General features: G+C 32.6%; 23 protein-coding genes and 2 other annotated features (1 of these 25 cut by a window edge). Of the genes, 2 read left to right on the forward strand and 21 right to left on the reverse strand.

Annotated features, from left to right (window positions below; genetic code table 11):
• Nucleotides 1-57: a sequence feature (ribosomal protein L10 leader region), on the reverse strand (it extends 72 nt beyond the left edge of the window).
• Nucleotides 58-120: 63 nt separating this feature from the next.
• From rplA to FYJ33_RS03385, 14 genes are all read right to left on the reverse strand, one after another.
• Complete coding sequence (rplA, locus tag FYJ33_RS03320; RefSeq protein ID WP_154530350.1) at nucleotides 121-813, reverse strand: 50S ribosomal protein L1; 693 nt, start codon at nucleotides 811-813, stop codon at nucleotides 121-123.
• A gap of 63 nt (nucleotides 814-876) precedes the next feature.
• Entirely contained in the window at nucleotides 877-1,302 is a 426-nt protein-coding gene (gene rplK / locus FYJ33_RS03325; protein WP_154530351.1) for a 50S ribosomal protein L11, read from the reverse strand.
• Between the two features lie 72 nt (nucleotides 1,303-1,374).
• Complete coding sequence (gene nusG, locus FYJ33_RS03330) at nucleotides 1,375-1,896, reverse strand: transcription termination/antitermination protein NusG (RefSeq protein ID WP_154530352.1); 522 nt, start codon at nucleotides 1,894-1,896, stop codon at nucleotides 1,375-1,377.
• Nucleotides 1,897-1,936: 40 nt separating this feature from the next.
• Nucleotides 1,937-2,164, reverse strand: a complete 228-nt coding sequence (gene secE / locus FYJ33_RS03335) for a preprotein translocase subunit SecE (RefSeq protein WP_154530353.1) — start codon at nucleotides 2,162-2,164, stop codon at nucleotides 1,937-1,939.
• Nucleotides 2,165-2,220: 56 nt separating this feature from the next.
• Entirely contained in the window at nucleotides 2,221-2,370 is a 150-nt protein-coding gene (gene rpmG, locus FYJ33_RS03340; RefSeq protein ID WP_277643273.1) for a 50S ribosomal protein L33, read from the reverse strand.
• A gap of 167 nt (nucleotides 2,371-2,537) precedes the next feature.
• Nucleotides 2,538-3,731: an elongation factor Tu gene (gene tuf / locus FYJ33_RS03345; RefSeq protein ID WP_154530355.1), complete on the reverse strand. Its 1,194-nt coding sequence runs from the start codon at nucleotides 3,729-3,731 to the stop codon at nucleotides 2,538-2,540.
• A 245-nt stretch (nucleotides 3,732-3,976) separates the two neighbouring features.
• A complete protein-coding gene (gene sigH, locus FYJ33_RS03350) occupies nucleotides 3,977-4,612 on the reverse strand; it encodes an RNA polymerase sporulation sigma factor SigH (RefSeq protein WP_154530356.1) in 636 nt (211 codons plus the stop codon).
• Nucleotides 4,613-4,683: 71 nt separating this feature from the next.
• The gene (locus FYJ33_RS03355) at nucleotides 4,684-5,193 is read right to left on the reverse strand and encodes an NYN domain-containing protein (protein ID WP_154530357.1); all 510 of its coding nucleotides are present in this window, start codon (nucleotides 5,191-5,193) and stop codon (nucleotides 4,684-4,686) included.
• A 19-nt stretch (nucleotides 5,194-5,212) separates the two neighbouring features.
• Nucleotides 5,213-5,953, reverse strand: coding sequence for a 23S rRNA (guanosine(2251)-2'-O)-methyltransferase RlmB (gene rlmB, locus FYJ33_RS03360; RefSeq protein WP_235900762.1), 741 nt, complete (start codon nucleotides 5,951-5,953; stop codon nucleotides 5,213-5,215).
• 89 nt (nucleotides 5,954-6,042) lie between these two features.
• On the reverse strand, nucleotides 6,043-6,477 hold the full coding sequence (locus FYJ33_RS03365) for a Mini-ribonuclease 3 (protein WP_235900756.1): 435 nt from the start codon (nucleotides 6,475-6,477) through the stop codon (nucleotides 6,043-6,045).
• Between the two features lie 99 nt (nucleotides 6,478-6,576).
• Nucleotides 6,577-7,974, reverse strand: coding sequence for a cysteine--tRNA ligase (gene cysS, locus FYJ33_RS03370; protein ID WP_277643272.1), 1,398 nt, complete (start codon nucleotides 7,972-7,974; stop codon nucleotides 6,577-6,579).
• Nucleotides 7,975-7,993: 19 nt separating this feature from the next.
• Nucleotides 7,994-9,709 carry a proline--tRNA ligase gene (locus FYJ33_RS03375; protein ID WP_154530359.1) on the reverse strand — a complete coding sequence of 572 codons (1,716 nt, stop codon included), beginning with the start codon at nucleotides 9,707-9,709 and terminating at the stop codon, nucleotides 7,994-7,996.
• Between the two features lie 226 nt (nucleotides 9,710-9,935).
• Nucleotides 9,936-10,117: a binding site (T-box leader), on the reverse strand.
• Between the two features lie 55 nt (nucleotides 10,118-10,172).
• Nucleotides 10,173-10,856, reverse strand: coding sequence for a 2-C-methyl-D-erythritol 4-phosphate cytidylyltransferase (gene ispD / locus FYJ33_RS03380; protein ID WP_154530360.1), 684 nt, complete (start codon nucleotides 10,854-10,856; stop codon nucleotides 10,173-10,175).
• Nucleotides 10,857-11,026: 170 nt separating this feature from the next.
• Complete coding sequence (locus tag FYJ33_RS03385; protein WP_154530361.1) at nucleotides 11,027-12,136, reverse strand: PIN/TRAM domain-containing protein; 1,110 nt, start codon at nucleotides 12,134-12,136, stop codon at nucleotides 11,027-11,029.
• 266 nt (nucleotides 12,137-12,402) lie between these two features.
• Between FYJ33_RS03385 and FYJ33_RS03390 the strand changes: the two genes are divergently transcribed.
• Nucleotides 12,403-12,801, forward strand: a complete 399-nt coding sequence (locus FYJ33_RS03390; protein WP_154530362.1) for a nucleoside triphosphate pyrophosphohydrolase family protein — start codon at nucleotides 12,403-12,405, stop codon at nucleotides 12,799-12,801.
• A gap of 119 nt (nucleotides 12,802-12,920) precedes the next feature.
• Here the strand turns inward: FYJ33_RS03390 and disA are convergent, their stop codons facing one another.
• From disA to FYJ33_RS03405, 3 genes are all read right to left on the reverse strand, one after another.
• Complete coding sequence (disA, locus tag FYJ33_RS03395; protein ID WP_154530363.1) at nucleotides 12,921-13,985, reverse strand: DNA integrity scanning diadenylate cyclase DisA; 1,065 nt, start codon at nucleotides 13,983-13,985, stop codon at nucleotides 12,921-12,923.
• A 90-nt stretch (nucleotides 13,986-14,075) separates the two neighbouring features.
• Complete coding sequence (radA, locus tag FYJ33_RS03400; RefSeq protein WP_154530364.1) at nucleotides 14,076-15,458, reverse strand: DNA repair protein RadA; 1,383 nt, start codon at nucleotides 15,456-15,458, stop codon at nucleotides 14,076-14,078.
• 17 nt (nucleotides 15,459-15,475) lie between these two features.
• Complete coding sequence (locus tag FYJ33_RS03405) at nucleotides 15,476-16,198, reverse strand: GntR family transcriptional regulator (protein ID WP_154530365.1); 723 nt, start codon at nucleotides 16,196-16,198, stop codon at nucleotides 15,476-15,478.
• A gap of 214 nt (nucleotides 16,199-16,412) precedes the next feature.
• Between FYJ33_RS03405 and FYJ33_RS03410 the strand changes: the two genes are divergently transcribed.
• Complete coding sequence (locus FYJ33_RS03410) at nucleotides 16,413-16,580, forward strand: hypothetical protein (protein WP_154530366.1); 168 nt, start codon at nucleotides 16,413-16,415, stop codon at nucleotides 16,578-16,580.
• 87 nt (nucleotides 16,581-16,667) lie between these two features.
• On the opposite strand, the gene FYJ33_RS03415 is transcribed toward FYJ33_RS03410, so the two are convergent.
• The 4 genes from FYJ33_RS03415 to FYJ33_RS03430 form a co-directional block, all read right to left on the reverse strand.
• Entirely contained in the window at nucleotides 16,668-17,312 is a 645-nt protein-coding gene (locus tag FYJ33_RS03415) for an ATP-binding cassette domain-containing protein (protein ID WP_154530367.1), read from the reverse strand.
• Between the two features lie 23 nt (nucleotides 17,313-17,335).
• Entirely contained in the window at nucleotides 17,336-18,103 is a 768-nt protein-coding gene (locus tag FYJ33_RS03420) for a hypothetical protein (RefSeq protein ID WP_154530368.1), read from the reverse strand.
• Entirely contained in the window at nucleotides 18,093-18,818 is a 726-nt protein-coding gene (locus FYJ33_RS03425) for a hypothetical protein (RefSeq protein WP_235900757.1), read from the reverse strand. Before FYJ33_RS03425 ends, FYJ33_RS03420 begins: the two co-directional genes overlap by 11 nt.
• 76 nt (nucleotides 18,819-18,894) lie before the next feature.
• On the reverse strand, nucleotides 18,895-19,680 hold the full coding sequence (locus FYJ33_RS03430) for a hypothetical protein (protein ID WP_154530370.1): 786 nt from the start codon (nucleotides 19,678-19,680) through the stop codon (nucleotides 18,895-18,897).
• Between the last annotated feature and the right edge of the window lie 24 nt (nucleotides 19,681-19,704).

A 19,704-nucleotide genomic window follows, 5' to 3' on the forward strand; every position in this document is an offset into this window, starting at 1 on the left:
TAACGTTACGTCTTTTTAAAAGACACCTGCCGTCTACGGAAATCTTTATTCTTTTTTTACAACGGTTATATATTATCAGATGTTTTAATAATTGTCAATAAGAATTATTAACTATTAAAATTAACCTTCTAATACTTTAACTGGATTAATCTTAGCTCCAGGTCCCATTGTTGATGCAACTGATACAGATTTAACGTACTGTCCTTTTGCTGCAGCTGGCTTAGCTTTGATGATTGCTTCCATTAATGTGTGGAAGTTTTCAACTAGCTTTTCAGCTCCAAATGAAGCCTTACCAATTGAGCAGTGGATTATAGCGTTCTTGTCTAGTCTGTATTCAACTTTACCAGCTTTGATTTCTGATATAGCCTTTGCTACGTCAAATGTAACTGTTCCTGATTTAGGGTTTGGCATTAATCCCTTAGGTCCTAATACTCTACCTAATCTACCAACAACACCCATCATATCTGGAGTTGCTACAACTACATCATAATCGAACCAGTTTTCGCCTTGAATCTTCTGAACTAATTCATCCGCTCCAACAAAATCAGCTCCTGCTGCTTCTGCTTCCTTAGCCTTTTCTCCTCTAGCAAATACAAGAACTCTTAAGCTCTTTCCAGTTCCGTGAGGTAACACAACAGCACCTCTTACTTGTTGATCTGCATGTCTTGGATCTACTCCAAGTCTTACGTGACATTCGATTGTTTCATCGAATTTTGCTTTAGATGTCTTTACTGATAATTCTAAAGCTTCTGCTGGTGTATATAGTGTGTTCTTATCGATTAATTTAACACTTTCTAAGTATTTCTTACCCATTCTTAATCCTCCTCTGTGGTATTAACGGTATTTACCTCCCACTATATTAGTGAGTTAAAAAAATTATTCTTCAACAGTTACTCCCATGCTTCTAGCAGTTCCTGCTATCATGCTTATAGCTGCTTCGATTGATGCTGCATTTAAATCAGGCATCTTAGTTTCTGCAATCTTCTTAACTTGATCTTTAGTTAATGTTCCAACCTTAGTTTTGTTTGGAACTCCTGATCCACTTTCAATTCCTAATTCTTTCTTAATTAAAACTGCAGCTGGTGGAGTCTTTAGTATGAAACTAAAAGATCTATCCTGATATACAGTAATAACTACTGGAATTATTAATCCTGCTTGGTTTGCAGTCTTTGCATTAAATTCCTTGCAGAATCCCATTATGTTTACTCCGTGTTGTCCTAATGCTGGTCCAACTGGTGGTGCTGGTGTTGCTTTGCCTGCTGCAAGCTGAAGTTTAATCATTCCTGTTACTTTCTTAGCCATGAGTTATTCCTCCTATACGTGGTAATTTCGGACTTACGCCCTCCCACTTAATAAAGACGTTAGTCTGATTTACTAATCTAATTTTTCTATTTGATTAAAGTCTAATTCAGCAAGAGTTTCTCTGCCAAACATATCTACTAGTCCTTTAATCTTATGTTTTTCAGAATTAATTTCTTGTATAGTAGCTACAAAGTCCTTAATAGGGCCTGAAATTATTCTGACACTTTCTCCTACCTCCAAGTCGATATCAACTGGCATTTCGATAACACCCATAGATTCTACCTCTTCATCGGTAAGTGGTACTGGTTTAGACGCTGGGCCTACAAATCCTGTGACTCCTCTTGTATTTCTTACGACATACCAAGACTCATCAGTCATAAACATTTTAATCAATACATATCCAGGAAAAATCTTTCTTGTAGAAACCTTTTGTTTTCCATCTTTCTCCTCTACTACTTCTTCTACAGGAACCTGTACATCAACTATTAGAGATTCAAGATGTCTATTTTCAATTGCTTTTTCCAAGTTAGCTTTAACCTTGTTTTCATAACCAGAATATGTATGGACTACATACCATCTAGCTCTTTCACTCATATTATATCTTAGGATGAATATACTTCATCCAACCTCCTTATTATTTCTTTAGTTTTAAAATCACATCAAAGAGGTTACTGAATCCATAATCCATTACACATATTAATATCATAGATATTATGGTGAAACCTAATACTGCCCAAAAAGCTTTTTTAGTATCTTCTTTTGAAGGCCATGTTATTCTTTTAGCCTCAGCCTTAACCTCTCTAAAAAAATTGGTTTTCTTTTTGCCAGAAACCTTCTGCTTAACTTTCCCATTTACAGCCATAATATTCACATCCTTAAGGTTTTAATGTACTATACACTAAAAATCACCTTTGAAAACTATTTAGTTTCCTTATGAAGAGTATGAGTCTTACAGAATTTGCAATACTTCTTCATTTCTAATCTATCAGGATCATTTTTCTTATTTTTCATTGTATTATAGTTTCTCTGCTTGCATTCTGTGCATGCTAAAGTTACTTTTACTCTCACCTTCCGCACCTCCAGTTCATTGGTATCTAGGTATAGTTATCCGCTTCATTTTTTAATTTTATACGCGTTACTTATTTACATTATCATATTTTTTTTCACATGTCAAACTATATGATTGCATAAAGGACCAGGTTTTATAACCCAGTCCTTCCAAACATAACATGAAATTACTCAATGATCTTAGTAACAACACCTGAACCTACTGTTCTTCCGCCTTCTCTGATAGCGAATCTTAAGTTTTCTTCCATAGCTACTGGAGTTATTAATTCAACAGTCATGTCAATGTGATCTCCTGGCATAACCATTTCTACACCTTCTGGTAAATCTATTGAACCAGTAACATCAGTTGTTCTGAAATAGAACTGTGGTCTGTATCCGTTGAAGAATGGAGTATGTCTACCACCTTCTTCTTTCTTTAATACGTAAACCTGACCAACAAATTTCTTATGAGGATGTACAGTACCTGGTTTAGCAAGAACCTGTCCTCTTTCTATTTCATCTCTCTGAACACCTCTAAGTAGGATACCAACGTTGTCTCCTGCTTCAGCCATGTCAAGAGTCTTTCTGAACATTTCCATTCCAGTTACAACAGTCTTCTTCTTTTCTTCTTTTAATCCGACTATTTCTAGTTCATCTTGAAGATGAAGTTGCCCTCTTTCAACTCTACCAGTTGCAACAGTACCTCTACCAGTAATAGTCATAACATCTTCTACTGGTAATAAGAAAGGCTTATCTGTAGCTCTTTCTGGAGTTGGGATGTAACTATCAACTGCATCCATTAACTCTATTATTGGCTTAATAGCTTCTGGATCTGTTGGATTTTCAAGAGCTTTTAATGCTGATCCTCTGATTATTGGAATTTCGTCTCCAGGGAAATTGTACTCAGTTAATAACTCTCTAACTTCCATTTCAACTAAATCTAATAATTCTTCATCATCAACCATATCAGCTTTGTTTAAGAAGACTACGATATAGTCAACGCCAACTCTTGACGCAAGTAATATATGTTCTCTTGTCTGAGGCATTGGGCCATCAGCTGCAGATACAACTAGTATAGCACCATCCATTTGTGCTGCTCCTGTAATCATGTTCTTTACATAATCAGCATGTCCTGGACAGTCAACATGTGCATAGTGTCTATGTTCAGTTTCATATTCAACGTGTGCTGTGTTGATTGTAATTCCTCTTTCTTTTTCTTCTGGAGCTTTATCTATTTCTGCATAGTTAAAAGCCTTTGCGTATCCTTTGTTTGCTAATACTGTAGTAATAGCTGCTGTTAAAGTAGTCTTACCGTGGTCAACATGACCTATTGTACCAATATTAACATGTGGTTTAGTTCTTTCAAATTTTGCCTTAGCCATTTTTTGAATTCCTCCCTATTAATATTAATTATATAATCTATTTGCTAGAGCTCACGATTGGTATCAAACTGACCACCTCCGTCAATAGACTGACGACACTCTATCGACTGAGCCACATGAGCAATTTAGGCATAACTTACATACTAATTATACCATTTATAAAGTTTACTAGCAAAACAGGATTTTGTCAATGTTTTTTACGTTATTTTACAGTTATTTTTTAATTGTATGTTTGTCCTCTCCAACTAGTATTTCAAACAGTTTTCAAGCTTTCTCTTTACTCTCTGTAATGCGTTGTCGATAGATTTTGCATCCCTGTCCAAAGTACAGGCTATTTCTTGGTAAGTCTTTCCGTCCATGTAAGAATTCAGAACTTGTTTTTCCAGCTCCGATAAGGATTTCGCCATATACTTTTCAATCTGAACCATTTCTTCCTGACTAACAATAAGCTCTTCTGGATTGCACACTCTAATGCTTGAAAGTATATCTAGAAGTGTTCTGTCAGATTCATCATCATATATAGGCTTATTTAAAGAAATATAAGTATTAAGAGGTATATGTTTTTGTCTGGTAGCTGTTTTTATAGCAGTAATTATCTGTCTGCTTATGCATAACTCAGCAAAAGCCTTAAATGAGGCCTGTCTTCCAGAATTAAAATCTCTTATAGCTTTATAAAGGCCTATCATTCCTTCCTGATATATATCCTCTTTATCAGCTCCTATAAGAAAATAAGACTTTGCTTTTGCTTTTACGCAGCTCTCATACTTATTAATCATGTATTCCTGCGCCTTTTTATTTCCTTTTTGGGCTATACATACTACTTCTTCATCTTTCCTGCATTTAAAATCATAATTAACTTCTGCATAAGTGCTACCGCTCATAAACTCCCCACCTTTTTTTTACACCTTTGTATAGAATTATAAATCACTGTGCGACTTTAAGTCAATACTCATTACCTGCCTCTTCTCATTCTTTCTAGCTTTGCGAGTATTTCATCACCAACACTATCTGACAGTAAGTTTCTATTTTTTACATAATTCTTTTTCATTCGTTTATCAATTTTCTCTTCCGATTTTAGGACATCATTATAAAATTCCAGCGATGACATTCTGACAGCTCCACGCTGAAATATCGTCTGTTGCTCCAACCAGTCTGATGTTACAACTATTATCTCTGCTCTTCTTCCTATATCATTTACTTTTTTTTCGATATATGAATCTGCTGTCTGTTCAAATTTTGTAAAAACAGTTGTGACAAATTTTTCTTCATAAACTTTTTCAATATTTCCTGCAACTTTATGTCCATCAAATACAAGATAAATTCTACAATTGTTATAACTTGCATAGTTCACAAGGATATCATGGAGTTTGTTTCTAGCTCCATCAAAACTATATTCTTTCATACCATTTAAGTTGGGCCAGCTATTTATGACATTATATCCGTCAACAAAAATAATCTTCATAAATCAGTAGTAAGGCTTATTATTCATTAAGCCTTCCCTTCATAACTTCATACATCATAATTCCTGCTGCTACTGATGCATTTAATGAGTTTATTGTTCCAACCATAGGTATTTTGATAAGCTTATCACATTTATCCTTTGTAAGTTTAGACATACCTGTGCCTTCATTTCCTATAACAAGTGCGCATGCTCCACCGAAATCTGTCTGATAAGAATATTCTTCAGCTCTTATATCTGTTCCGTATACCCAGACACCATTATCTTTTAATTCATCAATTGCCTGATTTATGTTAGTCACTTTAGCTATCTTCATATGTTCTATAGCTCCTGCTGCTGACTTATAAACAGTAGGTGTAATACCTACATTTCTTCTCTTAGGAATTATAATTCCATGTACACCGCTTAATTCAGCTGTTCTTACTATTGAGCCAAGATTGTGCGGATCTTCAATTTCATCAAGTATTATAATAAAAGGTTTTTCACATCTTTCTGCAGCTGCAGCAAGTATATCTTCCACTTCGCAGTACTTGAATGGAGTTATTATTGCCATAACACCCTGATGAGCTCCAGTCTCACTCATAGAATCAAGCTTTCTTCTGTCTACTTCTTTTATTACTATCTTTTTTTCCTTAGCCATCTTGATAAGTTTAATTATTGAACCTTCCATATCACCTTTGGCAATCATTATTTGTTCAATAGTTCTGTCTGACTTTATTGCTTCAATTACTGCATTTCTACCTTCAATAATATCTTCTCTCATCTGAGCTGGTTTTCCAGCTGGCTTTACAGATGCTCTCTTCTGTCTTGGCTTATCATTTGTCTTCTGTGTTTTTTTCAAATTCTTTTTCATTATTTCGTGCCTCCTTTACTTACTGCATCTATTATTTCCGTAGATCTCTTTAAGAATAATTCCAGTCTTTCTTTTCTGCCCGTTAAATATAAATATCCAACAAGTGCTTCAAAACCAGTTGCATTTCTGTAGTCTCTCACATCTGCATTCTTTGGAACTGTAGGAGATTTAGCATTTCTGCCTCTCTTGTATATATACGCCTCATCTTCATCAAGTTCACTCTCAAGCTCATGCATAATATTGCTCTGAGCTTTTGCCTTAACAAACTTTATTGCTTCTACATGCATTTTATGAGCATTAAGTCTTCTGTTCTTTAAAAGCACATAATTTCTTATATATACTTCATAAACTCCATCGCCTATAAGAGCAAGCTGAAGTGGGTTAAGCATTCTTGCTTCTGCATCAGTAAATTGTTCTAGTAAAAGATTATCCAATGGTACTACTCCTCATTTCTATTATTTAATTTTTTCGTTAGATAAAGATTAAGGGATTCCAAAAGAATCCCATCCTTCAATGATCATTGATCATTGTTTTTATACTCTCTTCCATCTTATTCCGTCAGGAGTATCTTCTATAACAATATTCATTTCTTTAAGCTGATCTCTTATCCTATCAGCTAAAGCATAATTTTTATCTTTTCTTGCCTGCTGTCTTTCTTCAACAAGCTTTGCAATTTCATCATCGACTTCAACCTTAGTGCTGTTCTGAAGAATTCCTAATGGACCTCCAAGTTCTCTCATAATTGATAATGACTTTTCAATAACTTCTTTTGAAGCTGACGCAGTTACATTGGAATTGATGTGTTTAGATAATTCAAATAATACAGTTATAGCATCTGCAGTATTAAAATCATCATCCATCTTTTCAATATATTTTTGTCTGAATCCATCTAATGATTCAATGTAGCTTATTTCTTCTGCAGTAGTTTCTCTACTTTCTGCTTTATCTATAATATTTTCAAGATTGCAGATTGTATTATACAGTCTTTCTACAGACGCTTTAGCTGAATCAAGCAGTTCTTCTGAAAAATTAAGCTGCTGTCTATAATGTCCAGAAACCAGCAGGAATCTTATCACATCTGCATCATACTGTCCAAGAATCTCCCTTACTGTCTTAAAATTATGAAGTGATTTTGACATCTTCATGTTGTTTATATTTAAAAATGCTGCATGCATCCAATAATTCACGAACTTCTTTCCTGAGTATGCTTCACTCTGTGCTATCTCATTTTCATGATGTGGGAAGATGAGATCATGTCCGCCTCCATGAATATCTATTGTATCTCCTAGTATATCGTTTGACATACATGAACACTCAATATGCCATCCAGGTCTTCCCATTCCCCAAGGGCTTTTCCATGCTGGTTCGCCAGGTTTCTGTGATTTCCATATTGCAAAATCCATTGGATCTTTCTTTCTTTCATCAACATTTATTCTTGCACCAGCCTGTAAGTCTTCAAGATTCTGTCCTGATAACTTTCCATAATCCTTAAATTTCTTAGTTGAGAAGTAAACATCACCGTCAACTTCATAAGCATATCCTTTATCAACAAGACCTTTAACAAATTTGATTATCTTGCCGATATACTGTGTAGCTCTTGGATTTACTGTCGCTCTTTCTATATTCAGCGCATCTGCATCTTTATAATATTCAGATATAAACCTGTCTCCAAGTTCTTTAACTGTAATATGTTCATCATTAGCTCTGTTAATCATTTTATCATCGATATCTGTGAAGTTCTGTACAAATGTAACATCATAGCCTCTATACTCAAAGTATCTTCTTATAGTATCAAAAACTATAAATGTTCTTGCATTTCCAAGGTGAAAATAATCATACACTGTAGGACCGCAGACATACATTCTTATCTTTCCTGGCTCTATTGGCACAAATTCTTCTTTTTTTCTAGTAAAATCATTAAATAGCTTCACACTGACACCTCCCTATTAATTACTTTAATTTCATATTGTTTTCTTCAAAAACATTGTTAACTTTATTATATACATCATCTATATTGATGACTTCAATATCTTCACAATTTCTTAGTTTAAATTCAACCTGACCGTCAACAATTTTCTTTCCTACAGTAACTCTCATTGGAATTCCCATAAGATCAGCATCCTTGAACTTAACTCCTGCTCTTTCTTTTCTGTCATCTAATAAAGCTTCAACACCCATGTCAGTTAATTTATTGTAGATTTCTTCAGCTATTCTCATCTGTTCTTCGTCTTTTGAATTTACAGCAATAACTGAAACCTGATATGGAGCAACCTGCAATGGCCATACTATACCATTATCATCGTGGTGCTGTTCTATTATTGAAGCAAGAGTTCTTGTAACTCCGATACCATAGCATCCCATGATGAATGGCTTCTTTGTTCCATCTTCTGCGATGAACTTTGCATCCATTGCTTCTGAGTACTTAGTTCCAAGCTTGAATATGTGGCCAACTTCAGTTCCTCTTGAAATAGTAACTTTTCCGCCACACTTTGGACAAGTTTCTCCGCTAGTTACATTTCTGAAGTCTCCAACAGTTCCCTTAAAGTCTCTGTCATAATTAACATTTTCGAAGTGGTAACCAGTCTTATTAGCTCCTACTATAAAGTTATACATCTTAGTAACTTCTGCATCTACAAGAAGAGTATCAACTTTTATGTTGATAGGTCCTGCAAAACCAACTGCAGCATTAGTCGCTTTTAAAACTTCTTCAGCTGAAGCCATTTCAAGACTGTTTACTCCGCCAAGTGCATTCGCAACCTTAGTTTCATTAACTTCTCTGTCGCCTCTTACCATTACTGCTACGATCTTTCCGTCAGCATTAAAGATTAAAGTCTTGGCAAATTTCTTTTCTGTAGTGTTGAAGAACTTCACTAAATCTTCAATAGTTCTAGCGTTTGGAGTTTCTATTTCCTTAAGTTCTTTTAGTTCTTCTTTTGCACATTCTTCTGCTACAGCCTGAGCTTTTTCAATGTTTGCTGCATAGTTGCATGAATCGCAGAATACTACATCATCTTCTCCAACTTCAGACTGAACCATGAATTCTGCTGAGTTAGATCCACCGATAGCTCCTGAGTCAGCTTCAACTGCCTTTGCATCGATTCCACATCTCTTAAAGATGTTCACATATGCGTCATGCATTTTGTTATAAGATAAATCAAGACCTTCCTGATCCTTATCAAAGCTGTATGCATCTTTCATAACGAATTCTCTAGATCTCATTACTCCGAATCTAGGTCTTCTTTCATCTCTGTACTTAGTTTGTATCTGATAAAGATTAATTGGAAGCTGTTTGTATGATTTGATTTCGCTTCTTACTAAATCAGTAAAAACTTCTTCATGAGTTGGTCCAAGGCAGAAATCTCTATCATTTCTATCCTTAAATCTTATCATTTCAGCGCCGTATGCATCCCATCTTCCTGACTGCTGCCATAATTCTGCTGGAATCATAGCAGATGCAAGGATTTCCTGTGCTCCTGCATTATTCATTTCTTCTCTTACTACATTTTCAACCTTTTTAAGAACCTGTAATCCAAGAGGCATATAGTTATAAACTCCTGATACCATCTTTCTCATAAGACCTGCTCTAAGCATTAACTGGTGACTTGCTATTTCTGCTTCTGCTGGTACTTCCTTCATTGTCAGCATCAGCATTTTTGACATCTTCATCTTCATATTCCTCCACTTTTTCTATAGTATTTATTATTCACTCATTTATTTATTGATATGTTTTAAATTTAAAACAATATATAAAGATTTTTAAAGGATGAAATTGCATTATACAATTTTTTTAAATCAACCTGTAAATCCTTTTTTTCAACTCTTTACAGTATTAAAATTTTACCTTTTTCAATACAATTTCCTAAACATTAAAAAAACCCACCCTAAATATTACTATTAGGGCGAGTTGATACGCGGTACCACCTAAATTTGTACTCTTATTATAATAACGGTATAACACCGATAGGTTTTCTCCTATAACTCCGAAGTAGGTTCAAAACCATATTGAAAATCTTTCAGCCATGGATCTTCTCTCTGTAATTTAACGTTTCTACTAGTCTTCATCATTGTTGTAATCTTTATTTTATATTGAATTATTCTTAATTATATCATTATGGATTTTTACTGTCAATTACAAGCTGTCTGCAAGATATTCTGCCATTACAAGATCTTCAGGTGTTGTTATCTTTAAATTAGTATATTCACCGTCAAAAAGATATACTTTATTACCATAATTCTCAATAGCCATAGTATCATCAGTTACTTTTATATGATTCTCTCTGATTTTATCATGACAGTCTTTTATGATATCATACTTAAAACATTGAGGAGTCTGCACTGCTACAAGACTACTTCTATCTGGTGTAGATACAGAAAAGTTTTCATCATTTTTAACTTTAATTGTGTCTTTAGGCATAACTCCAGGTGCTGCTGCGCCATATTCTTCAGCATACTTTACACCTTCTTCTATAATTCTATCGCTTACAAATGGACGAGCACCATCATGAATAAGCACAATATCATATCCTTCTGCTGCTTTTAAACCATTATATACAGAATCCTGCCTTTCAGCTCCGCCAGTAACTATTGTATCTACTCTAAGTTCATACTTTTCAAGCACATTCTCCCTGCAGTATGCAACCTCATCCTCTGGAAGTACTAAAATTATTTTATCTATATCTTTGTTTTCCTCAAACCTCTTTAAAGTGTAATAAATTATAGGTCTGCCCTTCACTTCTATAAACTGCTTGCTCTTATCGCTCTGCATTCTAGTTCCTCTGCCGCCTGCAAGTATTATCACTGCTGTCTTACTCATCTTTATTCTCCTCACAAACTTAAATAATTAGGAAGAAACTCCCCCCAAGGGAGTTTCAACATATTCTGTTCACTATTCTCTATTCGTTATTCACTAATTTTAATATTTTATTGATAGCCATATATATTCTGAATTCATAAAACCATATTAGTGTAACAGCTATATAAAGTCTACTCTTTTTTCTTTGCAAATATCATTCTTCCTGCTGAAGTCTGTAAAACTGAAGTCACTACAACTGTAATATCTTCACCTACATATTTTTTTCCGCCTTCAACAACTATCATGGTTCCATCATCAAGATAAGCCACACCCTGTCCTGACTCTTTTCCCTCCTTAACAACATTAATACCAAGTTCTTCTCCTGGAAGTACAACTGGTTTTATTGCATTTGCCAGCTCATTAATATTAAGTACTGATACACCTTGAAATTCCGCTACTTTATTAAGATTGAAATCGTTAGTTACAACTTTTCCACCTAATGTTTGCGCCAGTTTTAAAAGCTTAATATCGACTTCTGCAATTTCTGGAAAGTCACCTTCATAATTTCTTACTTCTATGCTTAATTCTTTCTGTATCTTGTTTATTATATCAAGGCCTCTTCTACCTCTATTTCTTTTAAGCGAATCTGATGAATCTGATACATGTCTTAATTCATCAAGAACAAAGTTTGGTATTATAAGTGGTCCTTCTATAAAGCCTGTCTGGCATAAATCAAATATTCTGCCGTCTATAATTACAGATGTATCAAGAACCTTAGGCGCTGATGCTGACTTATTTTTAGATTTTTTATCTTTAATTCCATCCTTCCTTAAGTTGCGAAGAAGCTGTGTAACTTCATCCTTTTTCTTAACACTTATACTTGCTCCTATAATAACAGCAACAAGATTAATAAGAATAAATACTACAGCACTTACTATCTTAAATAGCTTCCCAACATCACCAAGTGCTTTATTAATAGGCGCAAGAAAGAGCAATGTCAGAATTAATGCAATAAATGCTCCAGCTACAGCAAAAAGTATTTCTGATATTGTTGTTTTCTGTGTGCTTTTATCAATAACTGCTATAAGCACTTCTATTCCCTTATACACTACAGATGAGATTAAAAAGAAAATTAGTCCTAAAATAATAATACACAAAATATAAATAATAATTTCTTTTACATTGTCTGATGCAAATTGAAGCCCCTCAACATAAGGATTTCTTATAAGTACACCTGCAAGTACAACTCCTACAATCAACCCTAAAATGCTCATAATGCCTCTAAAAATGTTTTTTATCAAATCTACACCTCCCTTTTATTTATTATTGCCACTAATTTCGAAATAGTAACATAATACTAGAATTATTGTAAAATAATTATAACACAACTTCATAAACTTTAGATGTTTTTCTAAGTATTAATTACATACCCCCTATCAAAAAAAATTTTTTTCTCTTACTATAGTAATATAGTTAATGATTTAACTTTCAAAACTTATTGACATATTTGTAAAAAAATACTTATAATTAAATTGATGGTCAATCAATTTACAGGGGAGTGAGACTTATGAAAGATATTATATTTGATGACTTTCAAAATTCAGTTGATGATTCTTTGCTAAGACACAGAAGTATCCTTGATATCATGTCTAAATATACAGAATCAACTGCAAGAGTAAACCGCGCTATCACAAAAGCTGTAACAAACTGTGGATGTATAAAAATTAATGCAGATAAACAAAATCTTCTTAATGACAACATGTCAATGGATGAATTAAATAATTGTTTACAAAGTCACATCAGTGGTAAATTATGCGATAACTGCAGAGAGATAATAGAAAAAGAAATGGGTAACAATTTATTCTATCTTACCTCTTTATGCAACGCTCTAGGTGTAAACCTATACGATATATTGTTAAACGAATATGATAAAATTAATACTTTAGGTAAATTTACAATGCGTTGAATTTACTCTTCATTATTGTTCCAATAACTTGAAGATATATTCATATATATTCAAAATACATTGTAATTATAAAAAAGCTACTGCATAATGCTTTTCCACATTATACAGTAGCTTATTTTTTATATCTTTTTATTGAGACTTACCTGTTCTTTTAATCTTCTTACACCACTTCTTATTGCTTTAGCTCTTGCTTCACCAATCCCCTCAACTTGGTCAAGTTCCTCAGTGCTTGCTTCTATTACATTTTTAAGATAAGAGAATTGTTTTATTAGATTTTCTATTACGTTTGAAGGTATTCTTGGAATCTTGTTTAAAATTCTATGGCCTCTTGATGATATTATATTATCTACTAGCGATTCTCCTGAATATCCAAGCACTTTTGCAATACAGTCAAGATCAAGAATTTCTTGTGAATCAAGCTTCTGTATTTCCTTATAAACATTACTATAGTTAGATTCTTCACTGCAGTAATCCTTAATAAGCATTATACCATCTTGCTCTATATATTTAATAAGTTCGTTAAGTTGCATTGAAATAAGTCTTCCCTCGTTGCCAAGTTCTATGATGTATCTTTCAATTTCCTCAACAATCCTCATTACCATTTCTGTTCTCTGTATTGCAGTAACAACATCAAATACAGTTGCAAGATCCTGAAATTCTAGTATATTAAGATTATTAACAACTTTTTCAAGTACAGCAACATACTTTTCAAGTGTCTGAACAGCCTGATTTGCTCTTGCTATTACTTCATTAGGATCTTTAAGTACATATTTTGTATCGCCTTTATATATAGTGATTATATTTCTTCTCTGTGATATTGCAATAGTGATTCTGCCAGTTTGTTTTGCAACTCTCTGAGCAGTTCTATGTCTTGTTCCTGTTTCAAACGTAACTGTCCCAGGACTTGGCTGAAGCTGTGTATTTGCATATAAAATTGTTTTTAAATCACTACTTAATATAATTGCACCATCCATTTTTGCAAGTTCATATATGTATGCTGGAGAATAGCTGGCATTAATTTTAAAACCACCATCAACTATACTCATAACGTCATCTGTATCTCCCAGTACAATAAGTCCGCCAGTCTTTGCTCTAAGTATATTTTCAAGTCCTTCTCTAAGTTGTGTACCAGGACCAACTATCTTTAATATGTCTTTTAATTTCTTATCTTTATCAATCCTCATCTTTTCACCCAATTCGTATCATATATTTTCGAATCATTACCTTCTATATATATATTTAATAGTATTTTAAATTCTTTTTCAATACATATTTTAACTTTTATATACATCCCTTATAACATCGTTTAAAGTTTTCATAACTGAAATTTCAATTCCTTTTATACCTGAACCTTTAGGGAACGAATCCTTTGCTACATACACTTTTCTAAAGCCCATTCTTGCAAGTTCCTTAACTCTGCTTTCAAGTGATGGTACTTTTTTAAGTTCTCCAGTAAGACCTACATCCGCAATAAAGGCAACATCTGATGGTATTCCTTGTTGTTTTACTGATGAAACTATACTCATTATTACTGCTAAATTTATAGATTGCTCCTTAATTCTCATGCCACCTATAGTCTTGATGATGACATTCTTATCATAAAGGTTTATTCCTCCTCTTTCCTCAAGAATAGATATAAGCGTATTTAGCTTATCTTTTCCTAAAGTTTCTCCAATTCTTGTAGGATAAGGAGTAAAACTCTTTGACACTAGACTTTCAACCTCTGTAATTATCGCTCTTGAGCCTTCCTTAATTACTGAAAGTGTACTTCCTGATACAACTTCTCCTGCATCTCGTTTAGTCATGAAATATTCAGAAGGGTTATCTATTGATTCCATACCCTTTTCTGTCATCTGGAAGAAGCCACTTTCTCCTGTACTTCCAAATCTATTCTTTGAACTTACAAGTCCTCTTAACTCTTCATCACTGTCAGCTTCAATAATAAGCACTGTATCAACAAGATGTTCAAGTGATCTAAGCCCTGCAAGCTCGTCAGCTTTGGTCATTTGTCCAACTATGATTACTGCACGCTGTCTTTTATCATCCTTTGCTATTCTTAACAGTTCATTAGCACATTCCATTGTCTGAGTTGGTGATCCAGCTCTTGCAGGCATTGCACTTTCCATAGTAAAAGTCTGTATACTGTCTATAATAAGAAGGTCTGGATCTATATCATTAACCGCAGCTGATACATTATCCATGCTTGTTTCCTGCATAACCCAGATATTATCATGTATCTTATCAAGTATTCTGTCTGCTCTGTTCTTAATCTGACTATCACTTTCTTCTCCTGAAGCATAGATTACCTTATACCCTTTAGTTGCTATTCTGTCAGCAACCTGTAAAAGAAGTGTTGATTTTCCTGCGCCAGGTCTGGCAGTTATTATTGTAATTGAATCCTTAACTATTCCGCCGCCCATTACTCTATCAAATTCACTTATAGAAGTTACTATTCTATCACTTTTACTAGATGTAACTTCTGAAAGTTTTCTTACTGGTTTTCTTGATTTAAGTGCAGAAGGTGATGATGGACTTTTTGTATCTTCGATTGTTTCCTCAAATGTATTCCAATTATTACATTCAGGACATTTTCCCATCCATTTAGGAGTTTTATATCCACACTCTTTACATACATATGAAGTTTTTATCTTAGCCATTACTTACACCTCTGTTTTTATTTTATTTTTGCATCCCTTTTTGCTATGTTTACTTCAAGCACATATTTATCTGATCTGTAAACAGAATCCTCGACATAAATTACTGTATCATCACTTGTAAAGAACTTGGATTTAGTTCTTAAAAGCGGAACATCATTATTTACCTTGAATATTTTTCGATATTTCTCATTCATATTAACGGCTACAATAGAAGCATCTGAACTCTTAATATCAAATCCTAATGATTTCAGCATTTTAAATAGTGAACCTTCAAGCATATTTTCAGTAACTACGCCGCAGTATTCACATGGAATATATACTATCTCATTAGCTACTATATCCTCATCTACAATTCTTAATCTGTTTATCTTATATAATTTACTAAATTTAAAAATATCATCATACTCTGAAGGCCTGTCTATTATCTGAAATTCTATAATTTTTGTTTTAAGTGTTCTTCCTGACTTAGCTATTACTTCAGAGAAGCTCATCATATCTCTCTGTTTTACTTTAGGCTTGCAGACAAATGTACCTCTTCCTTTTTCCCTTACGAGAATTCCATCTTGTACAAGTTCTCCAAGAGACTGTCTTACTGTCATTCTGCTTACGCCATACTCTTCTGCAAGTTCTCTTTCACTGCTTATACATTGTCCAACCTGCCATACGCCCTGCTCTATCTTACATTTAATATCTTCCTCTAACTGATAATAAACCGGAATAGGACTTTTCTTATTTATCATTTCATCACCTCCAGAACTTTTTATTCTGTTCATCTTTAAATTTTCAGTTTAAATTCTTTCTTAATTTTACATTTACATTATTTATTTGTAAAGCTGTTCACTACTAAACCAAATCACCTTATCTATAGGAATATTTTATTCAGATTTAGAAATAATAAACTTTAAGAAATGCACTATAGCATTTACATACATATATAAGGAGAGTGAATATAAATTGCTAAATAAAAATACTTTCTCAATGGATAATATAAAACCACGCAACACTCTACATAATGCCACTGAAGATGTACTATCAAACAATATTGATCCTACATTTTATGATGGAGAACTTGAAAATGCAGTGGTAAATTCATGTCTTGAAAATGGAAACGAAATAAAATAATTTATGCTGAAATAAAAAGACACCTGATTAGATTTTTATTATCTAAATTAAGTGTCTTTTTACTTAATATATTATTGTTTTCACTCGTCATTTTATTTGTGACAAAACTCCATTTTCCATGTTATAGACATGATCACATATTTCATCTATATCCTCTTTCATATGGCTTGTTAATAAAATAGTAACAGATTCTGATTTTAATTTTAATAACATCTCCCTGATTTCTTCTACACCTTTTGAATCAAGTCCATTCATTGGTTCATCGAGTACCAATAGTTTTGGCTCTTCCATAAGTGCCTGTGCAATTCCCAGCCTCTGCTTCATTCCTAACGAATACTTTTTTACTGGCAATTTATTTTCAGGGTCTAATCCTACTAAAGAAATAGTCTGCTTTATTTTATCATCACTTATTTTATTCTTTATACTTGCTAATATTTTTAAATTTTTAAAACCAGAGTACTGAGGCAAAAATCCTGGATGCTCAATAATCATTCCAAAATCATCCGGGAAACTTCCATTCTTTATAGTTTTATTAAACACAACTATTTCACCTTCTGTTATGTTAATCAAACCACATATAGCTTTAAACAGCATGCTTTTACCAGATCCGTTTCTGCCAACAATCCCATATGCCTTACCCTTCTCAACGTTTAAATTTATATTATCGAGTACTTTTGTACCCTTAATATCTTTTGTTACATTAGTAACTTTAACAACCAATTCTTTCTCCATAATCGAATCCCCCTATTATAAAATCAATGAGCAAGTTCAGATAGATCTTTCTTTACTATTATGATATCTGATATAACCACATTTATAATTATTAAAATAATCAAAAAAATCATTGACCATGCTAAACTGAAACCACCTGTAATATGCTTGGAAATTATCCCTTGATTAAAAGGAATATACTTATCAATTTTAAACACATAGCCTAATTTAATTGACACTAAAGATGTAATTAATAATATTATGAATGACTGAACATGATTCTTGGTAACTAAAACATTAATAATATATACGGTTACGAAATAGTAACTTGCTAAGCTTAACAAACTTAAAATCTTTATTACATCATACAATCCATTGAAATTGCTTGCGCTGTTACTCAACCAATTGATTATAAATACTATAAAAAAACCTAGTGCAAAATATATTACACAAGATATGATACATGCAAACTGTAAATCTATATGCCATCTGCTCTTATTCCCCAGTCTAGGAATTGTATAATAAGCCCTTACCATTAATTCCTTAAAGATAAAATTACCTATCACAAAAATAATAAAAAACTGGTATAACACCCATGTAAAAGTCTCAATAATATTATCACCTAAGTTTAATGGTCCATAAAACGTATTTTTAATTGTTTGTCCAAAAGCAAAAGTATCATTAACTAAATAACTCTTTGTCAAAAATGTATAAACAAAAATAATACACATGCATAATATACCCTTTAATGAAAATATAACCTTACTATTTGCCTTTATAAGATTTAAGTGCCTGAAAATATTATTTACCATAATCACACTCTCTTTTCTTTGTTAATACAGCTCCTATAATATACATAATCACAATCAATGCAATCCAATACAAAAATCTAGATACGATATATGTACCATTATTCACTTCATTCACTGATGCATTCAATATATAAATATTATTAGTAAATGAAAACTTAGATAAAGTTCCTGAATCAACAACCATATTTAATATGTTAATTGAAATAACAGATATAAAAGAAAGCGCACGCTGTTTAAAGATTAAATTGCATATATTAAATACTATAGAGATAAAAAAAAGGTATAGTGAAGAAAGTCCACAAAGAATTAAAGTATAAGATAACGGACTTAAATTTTTCCTTACAATATTAACAGCCGGTTCAACATAAGACTGATTTAATTTTGAACCCATGACATATGCAGAATATTGACTCCATGTATTACTAAATCTCATAAAACTTCCAGTTAACAGGCAAATAACAACTATAAATACCACAGTTCCTACTGAAAAAATTAACGAAGTTAATATCTTTGCATTATAAATTTCCATACTGCTATTAAACCTCACGCTTAGATAGTTATAGAAGTTACCCTTATCAAAAATCTTATAAATCATAACTACAAATAATATACCTATGGTATAGAACAGTGATAAATATGAAAATATCTCTATAATATAATCATATATGTTATAACTAAAATTCCTGCTGCTTGTGGTTTTTAATAAAAATAACATACTTGCAAATATATAAATAATCAGTATTATTAAGAAAATATATATTTTACTAGACTCAATTTTAAAATCAATATAATTACATATCCTTTTCACGTTTAACAACCCCTAAATAAAATAGTCCAATACCAATAAGTAATAGCATTAATGGATATAAAATTTCATGTGTTGTTGTTACTATTATGTTTAAAGCATAAACTTGTGAAAAATTAAAATTAAACACTCTATTTATACCTAGCTCTTCTATAAGCGTACCGCAAAGAATATATCCAAAGAACGGAATAATCAAAACTAAATACCTATTCTTAATCCATGCAGAAATTCCTAATGACAACTCTGAAATAACTGCATAACATATACCTGTAATTAAAACCATAATAATCCCATATAAAAGTTTATTGGAATAATATATGCTAGAAAACGGTCCATCTACAACTAATCCATCCGTAGTTCTTATCCCCAATATGCATATTAAGAATATGAACATTGTACCACTAGCCATGATTCCTACCACCATACTCGAAATAGCATTCGATATTACTTTTATCCATACATAACTTTTTACTGACATTCTTGAATAAATAAACTTAGTAAAACCTGATTCTTTCTCTACAGTGTAAGAATCCGAAAAAATAATTGATGCTAACAGTGGAAAAATAACAACAAGCAATGCTCCTTCAGAGGTACTCCTTATTCTAGCAAATACATCTACTGCATCAAAATGCAATCCTATGAATGATATTCCTCCGATATAACAAAATAAATACAAAGGTATAATTAAAGCTATAAAAGCTATTATAAAAGATATCATAGCTTTCTTTGAAAATAAGGATCTTCTTAATTCACTCTTTATATAATTATTCATATTTAAGCTGCTCCTTTATATATT

Origin of the sequence: Inconstantimicrobium porci (genome assembly GCF_009696465.1) — a bacterium.
Taxonomy (GTDB): Bacteria; Bacillota; Clostridia; order Clostridiales; family Clostridiaceae; genus Inconstantimicrobium; species Inconstantimicrobium porci.